At 68.0% G+C, this 16,071-nt stretch carries 22 protein-coding genes; 15 read left to right on the top strand and 7 right to left on the bottom strand.

What is annotated here, in order from left to right:
* Nucleotides 1-37 precede the first annotated feature (37 nt).
* The 3 genes from ACZ67T_RS18610 (at nt 38) to ACZ67T_RS18600 (ending at nt 2,388) form a co-directional block, all read left to right on the top strand.
* Entirely contained in the window at nt 38-640 is a 603-nt protein-coding gene (locus ACZ67T_RS18610) for a DUF6069 family protein (RefSeq protein WP_469985523.1), read from the top strand.
* Nucleotides 641-698: 58 nt separating this feature from the next.
* Complete coding sequence (locus tag ACZ67T_RS18605) at nt 699-1,283, top strand: nucleosidase (RefSeq protein WP_469985222.1); 585 nt, start codon at nt 699-701, stop codon at nt 1,281-1,283.
* A 232-nt stretch (nt 1,284-1,515) separates the two neighbouring features.
* Nucleotides 1,516-2,388, top strand: a complete 873-nt coding sequence (locus tag ACZ67T_RS18600; RefSeq protein WP_469985521.1) for a YihY/virulence factor BrkB family protein — start codon at nt 1,516-1,518, stop codon at nt 2,386-2,388.
* Here the strand turns inward: ACZ67T_RS18600 and ACZ67T_RS18595 are convergent.
* Entirely contained in the window at nt 2,357-3,523 is a 1,167-nt protein-coding gene (locus ACZ67T_RS18595; protein WP_469985220.1) for an alpha-hydroxy-acid oxidizing protein, read from the bottom strand. The two genes, ACZ67T_RS18600 and ACZ67T_RS18595, sit on opposite strands and share 32 nt — an antisense overlap.
* A 475-nt stretch (nt 3,524-3,998) precedes the next feature.
* Between ACZ67T_RS18595 and ACZ67T_RS18590 the strand changes: the two genes are divergently transcribed.
* Nucleotides 3,999-4,394 carry a PPOX class F420-dependent oxidoreductase gene (locus ACZ67T_RS18590; RefSeq protein WP_469985219.1) on the top strand — a complete coding sequence of 132 codons (396 nt, stop codon included), beginning with the start codon at nt 3,999-4,001 and terminating at the stop codon, nt 4,392-4,394.
* 171 nt (nt 4,395-4,565) lie between these two features.
* On the opposite strand, the gene ACZ67T_RS18585 is transcribed toward ACZ67T_RS18590, so the two are convergent.
* Together ACZ67T_RS18585 and ACZ67T_RS18580 are read right to left on the bottom strand one after the other, a co-directional pair.
* On the bottom strand, nt 4,566-4,775 hold the full coding sequence (locus ACZ67T_RS18585) for a TetR/AcrR family transcriptional regulator (RefSeq protein ID WP_469985217.1): 210 nt from the start codon (nt 4,773-4,775) through the stop codon (nt 4,566-4,568).
* Between the two features lie 73 nt (nt 4,776-4,848).
* Nucleotides 4,849-5,817, bottom strand: a complete 969-nt coding sequence (locus ACZ67T_RS18580) for a hypothetical protein (protein ID WP_469985216.1) — start codon at nt 5,815-5,817, stop codon at nt 4,849-4,851.
* A 300-nt stretch (nt 5,818-6,117) separates the two neighbouring features.
* Between ACZ67T_RS18580 and ACZ67T_RS18575 the strand changes: the two genes are divergently transcribed.
* From ACZ67T_RS18575 to grpE, 3 genes are all read left to right on the top strand, one after another.
* Nucleotides 6,118-6,534, top strand: coding sequence for an SseB family protein (locus ACZ67T_RS18575; protein ID WP_469985214.1), 417 nt, complete (start codon nt 6,118-6,120; stop codon nt 6,532-6,534).
* Nucleotides 6,535-6,782: 248 nt separating this feature from the next.
* Complete coding sequence (dnaK, locus tag ACZ67T_RS18570) at nt 6,783-8,648, top strand: molecular chaperone DnaK (protein WP_469985212.1); 1,866 nt, start codon at nt 6,783-6,785, stop codon at nt 8,646-8,648.
* A 2-nt stretch (nt 8,649-8,650) separates the two neighbouring features.
* Entirely contained in the window at nt 8,651-9,145 is a 495-nt protein-coding gene (grpE, locus tag ACZ67T_RS18565) for a nucleotide exchange factor GrpE (RefSeq protein ID WP_469985210.1), read from the top strand.
* 332 nt (nt 9,146-9,477) lie between these two features.
* Here grpE and ACZ67T_RS18560 read toward each other — a convergent pair whose 3' ends face one another.
* Complete coding sequence (locus ACZ67T_RS18560; protein ID WP_469985208.1) at nt 9,478-10,485, bottom strand: SRPBCC family protein; 1,008 nt, start codon at nt 10,483-10,485, stop codon at nt 9,478-9,480.
* Nucleotides 10,486-10,488: 3 nt separating this feature from the next.
* Entirely contained in the window at nt 10,489-11,277 is a 789-nt protein-coding gene (locus tag ACZ67T_RS18555) for a histone H1-like repetitive region-containing protein (protein ID WP_469985206.1), read from the bottom strand.
* 250 nt (nt 11,278-11,527) lie between these two features.
* Here ACZ67T_RS18555 and ACZ67T_RS18550 point away from each other — a divergent pair, with 250 nt between their 5' ends.
* The 8 genes from ACZ67T_RS18550 to ACZ67T_RS18515 all read left to right on the top strand — a co-directional run bounded on the left by ACZ67T_RS18550 (nt 11,528) and on the right by ACZ67T_RS18515 (nt 15,338).
* On the top strand, nt 11,528-11,878 hold the full coding sequence (locus ACZ67T_RS18550; RefSeq protein ID WP_469985205.1) for a gas vesicle protein GvpO: 351 nt from the start codon (nt 11,528-11,530) through the stop codon (nt 11,876-11,878).
* Nucleotides 11,879-11,911: 33 nt separating this feature from the next.
* On the top strand, nt 11,912-12,409 hold the full coding sequence (locus tag ACZ67T_RS18545; RefSeq protein ID WP_469985204.1) for a gas vesicle structural protein GvpA: 498 nt from the start codon (nt 11,912-11,914) through the stop codon (nt 12,407-12,409).
* Nucleotides 12,410-12,412: 3 nt separating this feature from the next.
* Nucleotides 12,413-13,126, top strand: a complete 714-nt coding sequence (locus tag ACZ67T_RS18540) for a GvpL/GvpF family gas vesicle protein (RefSeq protein WP_469985203.1) — start codon at nt 12,413-12,415, stop codon at nt 13,124-13,126.
* Between the two features lie 9 nt (nt 13,127-13,135).
* Nucleotides 13,136-13,387, top strand: a complete 252-nt coding sequence (locus tag ACZ67T_RS18535; protein WP_469985201.1) for a gas vesicle protein GvpG — start codon at nt 13,136-13,138, stop codon at nt 13,385-13,387.
* A 135-nt stretch (nt 13,388-13,522) separates the two neighbouring features.
* A complete protein-coding gene (locus ACZ67T_RS18530; protein WP_469985199.1) occupies nt 13,523-13,870 on the top strand; it encodes a gas vesicle protein in 348 nt (115 codons plus the stop codon).
* Complete coding sequence (locus ACZ67T_RS18525; protein WP_469985197.1) at nt 13,863-14,678, top strand: GvpL/GvpF family gas vesicle protein; 816 nt, start codon at nt 13,863-13,865, stop codon at nt 14,676-14,678. Before ACZ67T_RS18530 ends, ACZ67T_RS18525 begins: the two co-directional genes overlap by 8 nt.
* The gene (locus ACZ67T_RS18520) at nt 14,675-14,917 is read left to right on the top strand and encodes a gas vesicle protein (RefSeq protein ID WP_469985195.1); all 243 of its coding nucleotides are present in this window, start codon (nt 14,675-14,677) and stop codon (nt 14,915-14,917) included. Before ACZ67T_RS18525 ends, ACZ67T_RS18520 begins: the two co-directional genes overlap by 4 nt.
* Nucleotides 14,907-15,338 carry a gas vesicle protein K gene (locus tag ACZ67T_RS18515; protein ID WP_469985193.1) on the top strand — a complete coding sequence of 144 codons (432 nt, stop codon included), beginning with the start codon at nt 14,907-14,909 and terminating at the stop codon, nt 15,336-15,338. The genes ACZ67T_RS18520 and ACZ67T_RS18515 overlap by 11 nt, the downstream gene beginning before the upstream one ends.
* A 67-nt stretch (nt 15,339-15,405) precedes the next feature.
* Here the strand turns inward: ACZ67T_RS18515 and ACZ67T_RS18510 are convergent, their stop codons facing one another.
* Complete coding sequence (locus tag ACZ67T_RS18510; protein WP_326708308.1) at nt 15,406-15,561, bottom strand: DUF6131 family protein; 156 nt, start codon at nt 15,559-15,561, stop codon at nt 15,406-15,408.
* A gap of 238 nt (nt 15,562-15,799) precedes the next feature.
* Nucleotides 15,800-15,973, bottom strand: a complete 174-nt coding sequence (locus tag ACZ67T_RS18505; protein ID WP_469985192.1) for a CsbD family protein — start codon at nt 15,971-15,973, stop codon at nt 15,800-15,802.
* Nucleotides 15,974-16,071: the final 98 nt, after the last annotated feature.

Here is a 16,071-nt window from a genome sequence, read left to right as displayed (position 1 = left end):
CGTTCGGCCCACGCCCGGTCGCGCCAGGCCGTCGCTCCTGTGTTGGCTTGAGCCACGCATCCAGACGGAGGGGGAGGTTCCCATCGAGACACCACGCACGCCCTACGGGCAGGACCCCGGCTACGGGGAGGATCCGCACCAGCTCTACGCGCCCGACCCGGCACACCCCACCTACTCGGCGTACGGAACTTTCGTCGACAGCCCGCCGCCTCCGCCCCCGTATACGCGCGTCGACGCCCGCAAGATCTGGTCCGGCGGCCTGATGACCGCGCTCGTCGCCGCGCTGACCGCCGTGGCCGGGGTGCTCCTCGTCCGCGGTGTCCTCGGCGTCGCCGTGTTCGCGCCGGAGCGCGACGGCGCGATGGGGGACGCGTCCACCGGCCTGCTCGCGGCCGGCGCCGCCGTCGCGGCCCTCGTCGCGACGCTGCTCCTGCATCTCCTGTGCCTCGGCACACCACAGCCCGGGCGGTTCTTCTCCTGGATCGTCACACTGGCCACGCTCGTCATGGTGCTGCTGCCCTTCACCACGTCGGTGCCCCTCGTGACGAAGGTGGGCACGGCTGCCGTCTATCTCGCCGTCGGACTCACCATCGGGATGCTCCTGACCCCCGTGGCGCGCGGCGCGGTGCGCAGCCGCTGACCGGGCGTTCCATGCCCCGGCTGCGGGTGGGCGACCACCCCGCGGCTACCGTTACCGCATGGAACTCACAGGTGAGATCACCGTCGGCCGCCCCCTGCTCGTGCTGGCCGTGAAGGAAGAGGCGCAGTTCCTCGACACAGATCTCCCCGTCCTGCTCACCGGCATGGGCAAGGTCAACGCGGCGACCGCGCTCGCCACCGTCCTGGCCCGCGGCCCGCACCCCTCGGGCATCGTGAACCTCGGCACGGCGGGCGCGCTGCGCCCCGGCTGGACCGGCACCCACCTCATCGGCTCCGTGCTCCAGCACGACCTCGACAACGCCGTGCTCGCCTCCCTGACGGGCGAGATCTACGGTGCGCCGATCGACCTGCCCGACCACGACGGGCCCGTCCTCGCGACCGGCGACTCCTTCATCTCCGACGAGGCGGCCCGCGCCCGCCTCGCCGCGCACGCACCGCTCGTCGACATGGAGGGCTACGCTCTCGCGTCCGCCGCCCAGCAGGCCGGTGTTCCGCTGCGCATCGTCAAGCACGTCAGCGACGAGGCGGGCGACGGCGCGGCGAGGACCTGGCGCGAGACGGTCGCCGACTGCGCACGCGTCCTCGCCGACTGGACCGTACGGAACATTTCCGTACGCGCCTGATCCACGACTCCCCGGGCAGGCTGCGGGGTAAGCGATGAGATGATCGCGGGCCATGCCCCGCGCGCCGGCACTCCCACCGAGGCGCCGGGCGCCCACCGACCGAGACGAGCACGCCTTGGGAACCCGGCCGACGGCCCAGGTCACCCGAACCGTCCCCTCCCCCGCCACGACCGCCTCCGCCGACGAAGGCGACAACGACCCCGGCCACAGCCCCGTGCCGGGCGACACGTCGATGTCCTGGCCCCGGCTCTGGGTGGCGCTGCGTCGCACGCCGGTGTCGATGTGGAACGACGACGTGTCGGACTGGGCCGCGGCGTTGACGTACTACGCGATCCTCGCCCTGCTGCCCGCCATGCTCGTGACCGTCTCGCTCATCGGTCTCGTCAGCCCGGCGACGACGGACGCCCTGATCGCGCATGTGACGGCCTGGGCGCCCGCCGAGTCGGGCACCGCCCTGCACGGCGCCCTGCGCCACATGGCACACGAGCGGTCCGCGGCGCTCACCGTGACGATCGCGGGCGCCGTCAGCGCCCTGTGGTCGGCGTCGAGCTACTCGGCGGTGTTCCGCCGGGCCCTCAACAAGCTGCACGGCGTCCGCGACACCAGGCCCGCGTGGCGCAAGGCCCACCGCATCCTGCTGACCGCCTGCACCCTGCTGGCGCTGCTCGTGGCCAGCGCGCTCGTCCTCGTGCTCAGCGGATCCCTCGCCCAGTCCCTCGGGCACTGGCTCGGGCTCGGCGACCTGGGCGCCGCGGCCTGGAACCTCCTCAAGTGGCCCGCCCTGCTCTGCCTGGTGGCGCTGCTCGTCCTGGTGCTGTTCCGCTCGGGGCCGCCCGCAGCCCGAGGGTGGCGGCACGGCCTGCCGGGCGGTCTGCTGGCCGCGCTGATCTGGCTCGTCGCGTCGGCCGGCTTCACGCTCTACGCCTCGGAACTCGGCACCTACAGCAAGCTCTACGGCTCCCTGGCGGGCGTCGTCGTCTTCCTCGTCTGGCTGTGGGTGTCGAACCTGGCGCTGCTCGCGGGGGCCCAGTTCGGGGTCGAACTGGACCGGTCCGCGCCCCACGCGCCGCTGGTCAGCGCCGGCGACGCAGCGCCTGCGGAGTGAGATCGGCCAGCGTCGGGTAGCCGTCGACGGCCATGATCAGGTCGGTCTCCGCGAGCAGGGACCGCAGCACGTGGACGATGCCGTCGACGCCGCCGAGGGCGAGGCCGTAGGCGTAGGGGCGGCCGATGCCGACCGCCGTCGCGCCGAGAGCGAGCGCCTTGACCACATCGGCTCCGGAGCGCACACCCGAGTCGAACAGGACGGGCAGACCGTCGGCGGCCTCCACCACGTCGGGCAGGGCGTCGATGGCGGCGAGGCCTCCGTTGGCCTGCCGTCCGCCGTGGTTGGAGCAGTAGATGCCGTCGACGCCGCCGTCCTTGGCACGTCGTACGTCCTCGGGGTGACACAGGCCCTTGACGATGAGCGGCAGATTGGTGAGCGAGCGCAGCCAGGGGAGGTCGTCCCACGTCAGGGGGTTGCCGAAGACGCTCGCGAACTGCATGACGACGGCCTGCGTGTCATCGGCGCGGCCCTGCGGGAGCCGGGAGCGGAAGACCGGGTCGGAGGTGTAGTTGCTGAGGCAGTGGCCGCGCAGCTGGGGGAAGTTGCCGGTGGACAGGTCGCGGGGCCGCCAGCCGGTGACCCAGGTGTCCATGGTGACGACGATCCCCTTGAAGCCTGCCGCCTCGGCGCGGCTGACGAGGCTCTCGGCGAGGTCGCGGTCGGTCGGCGTGTAGAGCTGGAAGAAGCCGGGGGTGTCGCCGAACTCCTTGGCCACGTCCTCCATGGGGTCCGCGGAGAGGGTGGAGGCGACCATCGGAACTCCCGTGCGCGCGGCGGCCCGTGCCGTCGCGAGATCCCCGTGCCCGTCCTGCCCGCAGAGCCCGATCACGCCGATCGGGCACATGAACAGCGGGCTGTCGAGCTCAAGTCCGAAGAGGTCGACGGTCAGGTCCCGCTTGCTCGCCCCGACGAACATGCGCGGAACGAGCCCCCACTGTTCGAAGGCGGTGACGTTCTCGCGCTGGGTGAACTCGTCGCCCGCGCCACCCGCGACGTACGACCACACGGACGGCGCGAGCGCCTCGCCGGCCCGCTTCTCCAACTCCGCGAAGGCCATGGGCAGCTCGGGGACGACGCCCCCGAGCGCGTTGAAGTAGATCTCGTGCTGGTAGTCACCGAACTGCTGCGTCATCGCGGCCACCCTCCTCGTCGAACGCCACCGTGTCCTGGCGGTGGCGATCAGACACTAGTGCGCAGGCCGATGGAGGGGGACCCGCGGGGTTGCGGGGTCAGGTCCGCACCCCAGGGGCAGGTCGGCGCGATCGGTCCTCTCGTCGGCGGTCGTCGGAGCCGTTGGGACTGCAGCACAGGCCTGGATCGACCTCACGGCTTCCATCTACTCCGGGAGTTCACCGATGCCGGCGGTCTCCGTCGAGGCGCTGCCGACCGCGGCCGGTCTGAGCAACGACACGACATCACAAGTGGGCGGCAACCGGACCTGAGGGGGCCCGTGCCGCCGAGCCCCGCTCCGGACCCGCCGGACGGGCGAGCGCCTCACTGGGGCCATCGCCGTGGCACGCGGGTGAGGAACGGGACCCGAGTGACAGCAGGGGCGGAGACCTTTGATTGGCTGGGCGTTCCCGCGTCCCAAGAGAAAGTTGCCCGAGATGCCATTGCCGAGTGAACTGGCCGCTGTCCTGGACGGTCCGGCCATCTGTTTCCTGACGACGCTCATGCCCGACGGATCGCCGCAGATCACCCAGACCTGGGTGGACACGGACGGCGACCACATCCTCATCAACACGGTGACCACCCATCAGAAGATGAGGAACATCCGCCGTGATCCGCGTGTCGCCGTCGGCATCGCGGACCCCGTGGAGCCCTCACGGTACTGGGCGGTCCGCGGCCGCGTCGTGGCGTCCACGACCGAGGGCGCGGAGGCGCACATCGACAAAGTGGCGCACAAGTACCTGGGCGGTCCTTACCCCTGGTACGGAGGGCGCGATCAGGAGCGCATCCTGCTGACCATCACCGCCGACACGGTGCACTCCCCGCGCGGCTGACCCCTGTGTCGGTGTGCCTGGGGCGCTGCGCCTGCCCGACCTGCGCCTCGGACGACGCGCGGTCATTGCGGCGACCACCCGCGTCGGATCGCGGCTCTGCGGGACGGTGTCGAGGGAGCGGTACAGCGTCAACCCCTCGATCACTGCGGCCAGTTGGCGAGCGGCGTCCGCCTAGAAGTGCCGCTCCTGGAGGTCGCGGCCGCGGGCCGTCCAGGCATGGGTGAGTTCGCGGTACTCGTCGCGGCGGGTGGCGAGGGCGTACAGCTCGTGGGTGAGGACGAGATCGCGGCGCGGCCCTTCGGAGAGCGCGTGGACGAGGTCGGCGAAGGCTTCCCGGGCCTGCTCGGGGGTGCGGGCATCGGCCGGGTGCCGCTCGAACACGGCCGCCGTCCGGTCTTCGCGAAGCGGGTGAAGGACTCGCGCAGCAGGTCGCGGATACCGCAAAGCCGAGTGCTCAGCTGGGCGGACCCGGCTGTCGCATCAGCATGTCCCGGACCGCGATGCCGTAGTGGGCGCGCAGCCGGTGGAGTTCCCACAGGCCGACGGCTGTCACCGAGACGGGTGCCCCGAGCAGGAGCAACACGCGCAGAGGGCCCGGTACGCCTTCGTAGGCACCCGTGAACAGGTCCACGACGGTCATCTCCCAGACCAGCGTCATGGCCAGCAGGGGCGGCACGGTCTCGTGGATGTCCGCGGTGCGGAACACGTACACGAGCCCCAGGCCGATGCCCCAGAAGACAAACGGCACCACCCACACGAAGGTCAGGAGCAAGGCGGTGTACGTGACGACGGCCATGACCGGGTTGGTGGCGAACCTGCCCTCCATGAAGCCGGTGAGCACGAGCGCCGGGAACACGGCCACCGCCGCCACGATGGCCGCTATCGCGCCGAACGACTTGGCGGACCGGCGCAGCAGCTCGCGGCGCGCCGCGGGCGCGGCGAGGGCGAGCAGTACCCCCACGGCGACGGGGAACGTCACGGAGAGCATCAGGACGCTGATCCAGGCCTGGTCCGCCCGCTCACCGGCTACGTCGCTCATCGAGTTCACGAGCTTGTACGACATCGACACCCACACCACCGCACCCAGGCCGACCAGGGTGCGGATCTTCTGGATGCGGGCGACGAGGGCGTCGTCGACGATGCCCGAGCGGGACGGCTTGAACACCCGGCGCGCGGTGTGGATGGGGCCGACCTTCCGCCGCAGCCGCTGGAAGGGGGCGGGGGGCGGGCCGGGGTGCGGCGGGTAAGGGTACGGGCCGCTCGGAGGGGGCCCGTAGGGGTGCGGGATCTGCGGCGGGTGACCGCCGTTGGGAGGCGGCGGATAGCCCCCGTTCGGCGGTGGCGGCGGGTACGGGCCCGGCTGGGGCCGGTGCCCTGCCTGGGGGTCATAGGGCGGCTGCCCGCCCGGATTCCAGGTGCTCATGCGTGATTCCCCCGAGGTGTGACTGACAGTGCGAGAGCGGCAACAGGATAGAGGCGCCACAGGGCGGAGCAGCCCCACCGAACCGCGGCGGGGCGGCTGTCGGTCTCAGCAGTCAGTGACATCGCGCGACCCGGGGCACACGCCCCTCCCCCATCGTCGGCGTCACAGCCCGTTCTCCCCGCCGAACACCGTGATGCCGCATAGTCGGATCACTCCTGGGTACCGGAGAGCGGAGACGGCAGACCCCCACCCGGCGAACCCACGCCGGGCGGCCCACTCGGAGCCATGAGGGGACAAACGATGTGTGACGACAGCATCCCCGAGGAACTGTTCGCGGCCGCCGCCCAGGACGCCCTGCGCGACCTCCACCGAGCACCCGACGACCCGGCCGCCCTGGACACACTGGCCGCGTGCGACATTCTCGTTCCTGAACCGATCGAACTCGACACTCACGACCACGCGGAAGACGGCGGACTGACGCTTCCCGTGATCGACGACCCACCACACCTCCGCGCCGTTCCCGTCTTCACATCAGCGGAACGAATGGGCCAGGCACTCCCCGACATTCTCGTAAGTCACCAGATACAACTTGGACTGCTGGCAGCCAACTGGCCGACCGACGAAGACCTGGCACTGCTCATCGACCCTGGTCACCACGACGGCGTGATCCTCACCAGCAAAGGCGTACGAGCCCTGCTCGCCCCGCCCCGTCCATGAGCGCCACCTGACCGAGCCCTCATGAGCGAGGCCGCCGCCCCTCTGCGGCGGCCCACGAGTCGGCAAGTCGGGCGCCGGGCCCTGTGCTCCTCACCTCCGGGCGGGCCGTGTGGCCCTCCGAGGCATGGGTACTCAAGACATAAAACAGGTGGTATGCACACGCCCGAGCTCCTGCTGCGGACGGGCCGGCCCGGTGAGAACGGAGTGTGACGGGACGCTGGCAACCATGACGGAGGAGGGAGAGGCAGATGGCTCGCTCGGTCGGTATCGATCTCGGCACGACGAACTCGGTGGTCTCGGTCCTCGAGGGGGGTGAGCCCACTGTCATCACCAACACGGAAGGCGCCAGGACCACCCCGTCGGTCGTGGCCTTCGCCAAGAGCGGTGAAGTACTCGTGGGCGAGGTGGCCAAACGACAGGCCGTGACGAACGTGGAACGCACCGCGCGCTCCGTAAAACGGCACATGGGAGATCACGGCTGGCGGTTCCCGGAAGGCGCAGACATCGATGGCAAGCGGTACAACGCGCAGGAGATCTCCGCGCGCGTGCTGCAGAAGCTGAAGCGCGACGCCGAGTCCTACCTGGGTGAGGACGTCACCGACGCGGTGGTCACCGTCCCGGCGTACTTCGACGACACCCAGAGGCAGGCGACCAAGGAGGCGGGCGAGATCGCCGGCCTGAACGTCCTGCGCATCGTCAACGAGCCGACAGCCGCGGCACTGGCGTACGGACTGGACAAGGAGAACGACCAGACGGTACTGGTCTTCGACCTGGGTGGCGGCACCTTCGACGTCTCGATCCTCGAAATGGGCGAGGGCGTCATCGAGGTGAAGTCCACCAACGGCGACACCGACCTCGGTGGTGACGACTGGGACCAGCGCATCGTGGATCACCTGGTCAAGCAGTTCAAGAACGGCCACGGCGTCGATCTGTCCAAGGACAAGATGGCGGTGCAGCGCCTGCGGGAGACCGCCGAGAAGGCGAAGATCGAGCTCTCGTCCTCGACCGAGACCACGATCAACCTGCCCTACATCACGGCGTCCGCCGAGGGCCCGCTGCACCTGGACGAGAAGCTCACGCGCGCCCAGTTCCAGCAGCTCACGTCCGACCTTCTGGAGCGCTGCAAGACGCCGTTCCACAACGCGATCAAGGACGCCGGCGTCAAGATGTCGGACATCAACCACGTGATCCTTGTGGGCGGCTCGACGCGTATGCCGGCCGTGAGCGAGCTGGTCCGCGAGCTCTCCGGAAAAGACCCGAACAAGGGCGTGAACCCGGACGAGGTCGTCGCCATCGGCGCCGCCCTGCAGGCCGGTGTCCTCAAGGGTGAGGTCAAGGACATCCTGCTCCTCGACGTGACCCCGCTGTCCCTCGGCATCGAGACCAAGGGAGGGATCATGACGAAGCTCATCGAGCGCAACACCACGATCCCGACCAGGCGTTCCGAGACCTTCACGACGGCCGAGGACAACCAGCCGTCCGTGCAGATCCAGGTCTACCAGGGCGAGCGCGAGATCGCGGCGTACAACAAGAAGCTCGGGATGTTCGAGCTCACCGGTCTGCCGCCGGCCCCGCGTGGTGTCCCGCAGATCGAGGTCGCCTTCGACATCGACGCCAACGGCATCATGCACGTGACCGCGAAGGACCTGGGCACGGGCAAGGAGCAGAAGATGACCGTCACCGGCGGCTCCGCGCTGCCGAAGGACGACATCAACCGCATGGTCCACGAAGCCGAGAAGCACGCCGAGGAAGACCACCGTCGCCGCGAGGCCGCCGAGACCCGTAACCAGGGCGAGCAGCTCGTCTACCAGACGGAGAAGTTCCTCAAGGACAACGAGGACAAGGTCCCCGGCGAGGTCAAGACCGAGGTCGAGGAGTCCGTCGCCGAGCTGAAGGAGAAGCTCAAGGGCGAGGACACCGCCGAGATCCGCACCGCCACCGAGAAGGTCGCCGCCGTCTCGCAGAAGCTGGGCCAGGCCATGTACGCCGACGCCCAGGGTGCGCGGGCCGCGGGCGGTCCCGAGGCCGGAGCCCCGGGCGACGAGCACAAGGCCGCCGATGACGACGTCGTCGACGCCGAGATCGTCGACGAGGACAAACCCGAGGCGGGCTGACCATGGAGAAGGACCGCCTGGAGAGCACGGAGCCGGCACTGCGGCGCCTGCTCGAGGAGCGCACGGCCGACCTGCAGCGGGTGAAGGCGGAGTACGACAACTACCGCAAGCAGGTACAGCGGGATCGCCTGGCCGTGCGGGAGATCGCCGTCGCCAACGTTCTTCGCGCGCTGCTTCCCGTGCTCGATGCCGTGGACCGCATGTGCGAGCACGAACCGATGACGCCAGGTCTGAACGACATCACCGACACCCTGCGCACCCAGCTCGGCGCGCTGGGTCTTCAGTCGGTCGGCGACGAGGGCGACGCGTTCGACCCCGCCTTCCACGACGCCGTGGCCCATCATGTCTCCTCGGACGCCGACCGGCTGACCTGCACGCAGATCCTCCGCCTCGGCTACCGAGTCGGTGACCACCTGCTGCGTCCGGCCCACGTGGAGGTCGCCGGACCGCCTCGACCCGAAGGGGCGCCCCGGCTCGGGCGTGGCTCACAGGGGTGACAGCGGCGACAGCAGGTCCCGCACGCGGTGAACCACGGCTGCCCGGCCTGCGCCGCGATTGCCGCTGCGACAGGGTGCGACAGGGTGGGTTCAACGGGCTCAACGGCCTCCGAGATATGACGCTCGCCACGTCAACATACAGGCACGTCAGGAGACTTCAGCTGGGAGTCGGCCGCCTGCACCAACAGCGGATCCGAGGGCGAGCCACGTCCAGACTGTGCCGGACTCGGAGTTGCGCCGCCGGGTACCGCAAGGTGCGGCTGTACAGATCAGATCGATCGAAGAAGGACGAACAAGCACCGCGAAGCACCTGGCAGGACGGGCGATCGGGATCATTCCTCGTCGTCTTCGTATGCCTCTTCGTCATCCTCCTCATCGGGGCCCTCTTCATCTTCGTACTCCTCGTCGGGCCCCTCTTCGTCTTCGTACTCCTCGTCTTCGTACTCCTCTTCCCCGTTCTCTCCCGTGTCCTCGTCGGCTTCGTCTTCGTCTGCCGCTTCCTCGTCTTCCAGGACTTCCTCATGGGACCGGACCACCTCGCCGTCGCGGATCTCTCCGCGCCAGCCCTCGACGTCCTCGTCGGCGAACGTGACGTATCGCTGGAAGTGCTTGAAGTCCAGGCGCAGACGCCGTCCTTGGGCGCGCCAGAGGTTTCCGGTCTTCTCGAAGGGCCCCGAGGGGTAGTACTCGACGACGAGCACGAGACGCGTCAATGTGGGCGTCAGCTCATGGAAACTCACACAGCCGCGGGTGGTGCCCTTCGCGCCTTCCGAGGTCCAGACGATCCGCTCGTCCGGTACCTGTTCCTGGACGGTCGCCTTCCAACTGCGGCTCGACGGGCCGACCTTCAGCTTCCAGTCGCTGGTCGTCTCGTCGCTCTTGGAGACGCTGCGTACACCTTTGGTGAAGCTGCTGAACTCCTCGTACTGGGTCCAGTGGTTGTAAGCGGTGCGAATCGGAACGCCCACGTCCAGCACTTCGACCATGTTCATGGACTTGGCGTCGCCGGACTTCTTTCCGCCTCCACCTCCGAAGACCTGCTGAACCTTGCCGACCACGCTGTCCTTCACGCCCTTGGCCTTCTCACCGACGATCGCCTTCAGCGGGGAATCACCCTGGAGAATGCGTCCGCCGATACCGGGGAGGGACCCAGCGAGTCCGGCGAGTGACCCACCGTTGTCGGCTACGTCGAGGAGTTGGCCGGTCACATCCTCCAGCTTGTCCCCGGCACGCTCGACGAGGTGCTCCGCCTGCGCGCCAAGGTAGGCGCCAAGCTCGTCGCGCAGGATTTCCAGGCCCGTTCCTTCTTCGCGGTCGTCGCCGCGATCTCTGGTGGCCATGACCTACCTCCGCCGCGCAGCAGTCTTCTTGGCAGTCGCCTTCTTCGCCGGCGCCGCCTTCCTGGACGAAGTCCTCTTCGCTGCCGTCTTCTTGGCCGGTGCCTTCTTCGCCGCCGTCTTCTTGGCCGGTGCCTTCTTCGCCGCCGCCTTCTTCGCCGGTGCCTTCTTCGCCGCCGTCTTCTTCGCCGGTGCCTTCTTCGCCGCCGTCTTCTTCGCCGCCGCCTTCTTCGCTGGTGCCTTCTTGGCGGGAGCAGTCCTCTTCGCCGCGGTCTTACGAGGGCGTGATGTGGCCGCCTGCTTCCTCCCGGTGGTTCCCGCTGAACGGCGGCGCCGCGGTGGTTCCTCCTCGGCCTCTTCTTCCTCTTCCTCCGGCTCCTCCTCTTCCTCTTCCTCTTCCTCCGGCTCTTCTTCTTCCTCTTCCTCCAGCTCCTCCTCTTCCTCCTCCGGCTCCTCTTCTTCCTCCGCTTCGTCCTCGTCCTTCTCGCCGATGCGCAGCGTGCGTTCATGGAGCGAGTCAGCAAGGCCGACGAGGCTACGATCGGCCGCAGCAGCCAGTGCCTCACGTCCCGCGTCCAGCAGTTGGCCACGCATCTGCTCGTTCAGCTCGCCGACCCCTGGAACATCTCCGAGTTTCTGCAGACCTTCGGTCACGAGCTGCTGAGGACTGAGCCCGAAGCGGCGTCCGGCGAGATACGTCGCTACCGCGAATGCGAGACGCGCTTTCTTGGTACGCCCCAGCACGTAGCCGCCCGCTACCGCGGTGGCGAGAGCGATCTTGGTCGTGTCCTTCATGAAGCGGTTCCCTTCGGAAAGGGCAGGGGCAAGGAGCCGGTTCAGGGCCAACACCCCCGTCCCAGCCCGGATCGAGGAGAGAGATCGCATGCGCCGTCTCGCACGGCACCCTGCCCCCGTAAAGCGTCACACCCTCGTCCGGCAGGCTTCATCGAAGCCACCCACCACCACTGCGAGATGTGGCCGTATATGATGAAATTCTACGTTCGCGCGTGGGATCTGGCGCCCGCACTGACGATCGGGAGTGACCATGGCTCCGGCAGAACCCGCCAAGCGGCGCTCCACCGGCGGCCACAGAGCCACCCGGGACGCCAGCGGTGAAACCAACCGCCGTTCGGGCAAGGGCGGTGCCGCATGGGCCATGCGTGCCGCAGCGGAGCAATTGCAGGAGCTGCTCGGGCGTGCCCCGGAATCGGTTTCGGCGCTGAAACCCACCGATGACGGTTGGGAAGCCGATGTCGAGGTACTCGAATTGGAACGTGTCCCCGAAACCACCAGCGTGATGGCCAGTTACCGAGTGTCTCTCAGCAAAGAGGGCGATCTCGTGGCCTACGAAAGGACGCGCCGCTACACGCGAGGACAGATCGATCGGCGAGGCTGAGATACAGCCGAATTGCCGGTGAAGGGAGGCACCATGACTGTGGTGCCACAAGGTGGAGGCACCGTCGCGCAGGGCGGTGGCACCAGCAGCAGCCTCTACGACGTCCTGGAACTCATTCTTGATCGCGGGCTTGTGATCGACGTCTTCGTCCGCGTGTCACTGGTCGGCATCGAAATCCTGAAAATCGACGCTCGCATCGTTGTGGCCAGCGTAGACACGTATTTGCGATTCGCAGAGGCATGTAACCGTCTGGATCTCGAGTCCGGACGAAAAGCACCGAGCCAGCTCACCGACATCGTCGGTGATTCGATGGAGAGCGGAGCCAAGGGTAAGTCCAAGGGCGCCCTCTCCGGCGCCGTGGAAGCCATCACTGATTCCGTCAAAGGTGTCACCGACGGTGACTCAGACGAAGAGGAGGACGAGGGCGAGGCTGAAGAGGAGGAGAAGGAAAGGGAACCCGTGGAGAGGCGTCGGCGCCCCGCCCGGCGTGCCTCCCGACGGGAGAAGGGCTCGCCCCGCGAGAAGGATTAAGCCATGGCCGTTTACGTCTACTCCATCACCGGCAAGCAGCACCCTCTGCGCCTCGGCGACCTCCACGGCGTCGGCGAGACTCCGGCCGACCTGCGCGTAGTGACGGCCGGATTGCTGAGTGCTGTCGTCAGCGACGCCCCGGAGGACCTTCGCCCCAAACGTCGCGACATCAGCGCGCACCAAGCGGTGCAGGAGCGGCTCATGGCGGACGGCACGGTGCTTCCTCTGAGATTCGGGCTCATGGCCGCGGACGACGAAGCCGTACGGGCCGTCCTGGAGGAGAGTGCCGAGGTGTATGCGGACAGACTCCGCGTACTCGAGGGTTGCACCGAGTACCACCTCAAGGCGTCACAGGACGAGGACGCGCTGTTGCGTGAGGTCCTTCAGGAATCGACTACGGCGCGGCAGCTCAACGACGGGATTCGCGCGGGAACGGCAGGTCCGGATGCACCCGTCCAACTCGGCGAGCTGGTGGCCCACGAGGTGCAGACACGTCAGGAGGCCCTGGCCGCAGGTGTGATCGAGGCCCTGCGCCCCTTCGCCCGGGAGTTTGACTCCTCATCCCCGACCGGATCGGACTTCCTCAGCGTCTCGTTTCTTGTGACCGATGACCAAGAAGAGGGCTTCCTGACCACAGAGTTGAGTGTGGCGAATCAGTTGGGCGATGACTTCGAGCTCCGGCTGAGCGCCCCTCTCCCTCCCTACAGTTTCGTCTGAGGAGTACTCATGGGTCTCTTCACTCAGCTCGTCACCCTCCCCCTCGCACCGGTGCGCGGCGTCATATGGACGGTCGACCGTGTCCTGGAAGCAGCGGAGAAGGAGTACTACGACCCAGCCCCCGTGCAAGCCGATCTCGCAGAACTCGAGAGGCAGTTGCTTGCGGGGGAGATCGACGAGGAGACGTTCGACCGACGCGAGGACGAACTGCTGGACCGGCTGGAAGAGATCCGGGCCCATTGGCGGGGCGGGCAGCCCTGACCCGGTGCGACGAGGGAACACGAGGTCACCATCGTGACTGAACCTCTGGCCAACAGGCCCGGCTCCTACCCTTCCAGAGCAGCTCCGCCGTACGGGCAGGGCTCTTCCGCCAATCTCGCCGACATCCTTGAGCGCGTGCTCGACAAGGGCATCGTCATCGCGGGCGACATCCAGATAAATCTCCTCGACATCGAGCTGCTGACCATCAAGCTCCGGCTCATCGTCGCGTCGGTGGACAAGGCGAAGGAAATGGGCATCGACTGGTGGGAGCACGACCCCTCGCTGTCGTCACGGAGCAGGGACGACCGGTCACTCGCCGAGGAGAACCGGCGGCTCCGTGCCGAGATCGATGCTCTCCGGGACCGCGAGGCGCTCCCCGAGCACGGGCACGAACGCGCGGACGAAGACAGGGACGCTAAGGCAGAGGCAGAGGCAGACGAACCACGCGACAGCCGTCGACGAGGACGTGCCCGCGATGAATGACCTCGTCACATACGTGTATGCCGTGGCACGCGACGGCGGCCGGCTCGAGGAGCTCGTCACCGCGCTCAACGGGGTCGCCGACGCCCCGGTCCGCCTCGTGCCCGGCAGTCACGACAACACCCTGGTACTCGTGGCAAGTCACGTGCCCGCGCAGGACTTCCAGGAGGACGCCCTCAAGCAACGCCTGGAAGACCTGGACTGGCTCGAGGCGGTCGCCCGCGCGCACCACGCCGTCATCGAGGCCGTGGCCACCCGGACGACAGTGCTTCCGCTGCGTCTGGCAACGGTGTATCTCGACGACACCAGGGCGCGGGACGTCCTGGACGGCGGGCAGGCCGTGTTCAAGGATCGTCTGGCGCGCCTGGCCGAGCACGTCGAATGGGGGGTCAAGATCTATGTCGAGCCGTCCGCTGCTCCCGCCGCCGCCGAGCCCCGGCGAGGGGCAGACCTGTCCCCGGGACGCGCATACCTGCGCAACCGCAGGCAACAGCAGAGCGTCCGGGACAGCGTCTACCAGGCTGCCCAGCTGGCCGCCGATGCGGTCGAGGGCGTAGGGCGCAGGCACGCCGTCGACAGAGCGCGCCACCGTGTGCAGCAGGGCGTTCTCGCCGACTCGGCGGGCGAGAACGTCGTCAATGACGCATACCTTGTGCCTCTGGCTCGGTGTGAGGAGTTCCGAGACGGGGTTGAACGCGCCGCTGACGGACTGCAGGGCGTTCGTATAGAGGTCACCGGGCCCTGGGCCCCCTACTCCTTCGCCATGCCGCCCGCCGAAACCGATGACGCCTCGAAAGGTCCGCGGCCATGACCGCTCCCGACGAACCGTCGTCCGCGGTCGAGCCACTGGCGCAGCGGCAGGTCGCGCTCATCGATCTGCTGGACCGCCTGCTCAGCGGTGGCGTCGTCCTCACCGGTGACGTCGTCCTGTCCATCGCCGACATCGATCTCGTGCGGGTCTCGCTCAGAGCGTTGATCGTGTCCATCAGCGCGCAGAACCCCTCCCCCTGGGCTGAGACGGCGCCGTCTGGGGGCGACGATGGCGGCTGAGGACGGGCGCGAGCCGCCCGCTGAGCGCAAGAGTGGGTCGGCCCGCCGCCGTGAAGAGGTCGCGGAGGCCGCTGAGCGCGCCTTCCGACTTCTGCCCGCAGCGCCTCGCGATCTGTCCCCGTCGGGCAAGCGTTCACACTCACCCGCACGTCGCATCACCTCCGACCCCGACACCGTGGAGCGGGACCTCATCAGGCTGGTCCTCACCTTGGTGGAGCTACTGCGCCAGCTCATGGAGCGGCAGGCGTTGCACCGGGTCGATCAGGGAGATCTCACCGACGAGCAGGAGGAGCGCCTGGGGGCGACGCTCATGGTCCTCCATGAGCGGATGAGTGAACTGTGCGCCCAGTACGGGCTGACCATGGAGGACCTCAACCTCGACCTCGGTCCGCTGGGCACATTGCTGCCGCCTTCCGACTGAGTACTCATACTGCGGTTCCCGCTTGGGACTTGAGCCTTTGGGCCGCTGTGAGCCGTTCCGGCGGCCATCACCAGTAGTGCCGCCTGCCACCCACAGAGTGACCAACAGCTCCGAGCACCCACAGGATGGCGCCTATCACCAACAGGACAACCCCGATGGTCCACAGTATGGAAATTCCCGTCACAAGTCCGATGACAAGCAGGATGACACCGAGGATGACCATGACGCTCTCCAATCCCAGCCGGACACTCCCAATTATGCGCCTGCCCCTATGATTCGGGGCTGGATGTTATCCAGTGGAGGAATGGCTTCAGCTACGAATTCATCTCACTTGCGGAGCCTGAGGCGGCTGGGCAGCGGCGCCGGGTGAGTGCCTCATCGACCTGTCGGTCGTGCCGCTCGTCCGGACCGTCCTGTGCCTGCCGCGCGATATCGTGCGGCAGGCACACAGTGCGTGTCCATCAACCGCGGAAGATGTCCTTCCCCTTCTCCTTGGCCTGGCGCGCGTCCCCCTTGGCCTTCTCCGCGCGACCCTTGGCGGTCATCTCTTCATTGCCTATCGTGCGCCCGGTCGCTTCCTTCAACTTTCCCTTCACTTGCTCCTTCTTGGCTTTGGCCTTCTCGTTCCCAGCCACAGCGCGCTCCCGTCCCAACCCCGTCAAGGCAGTTGTCCTTACTATGAACCTAACCGCCAAGTACCCCTCATAGATATTGTCAAGCCCACCGCGGCGGC

This window comes from Streptomyces sp. NPDC107517, from assembly GCF_055582645.1.
This window is presented reverse-complemented; position numbering and strand designations above follow the sequence as displayed.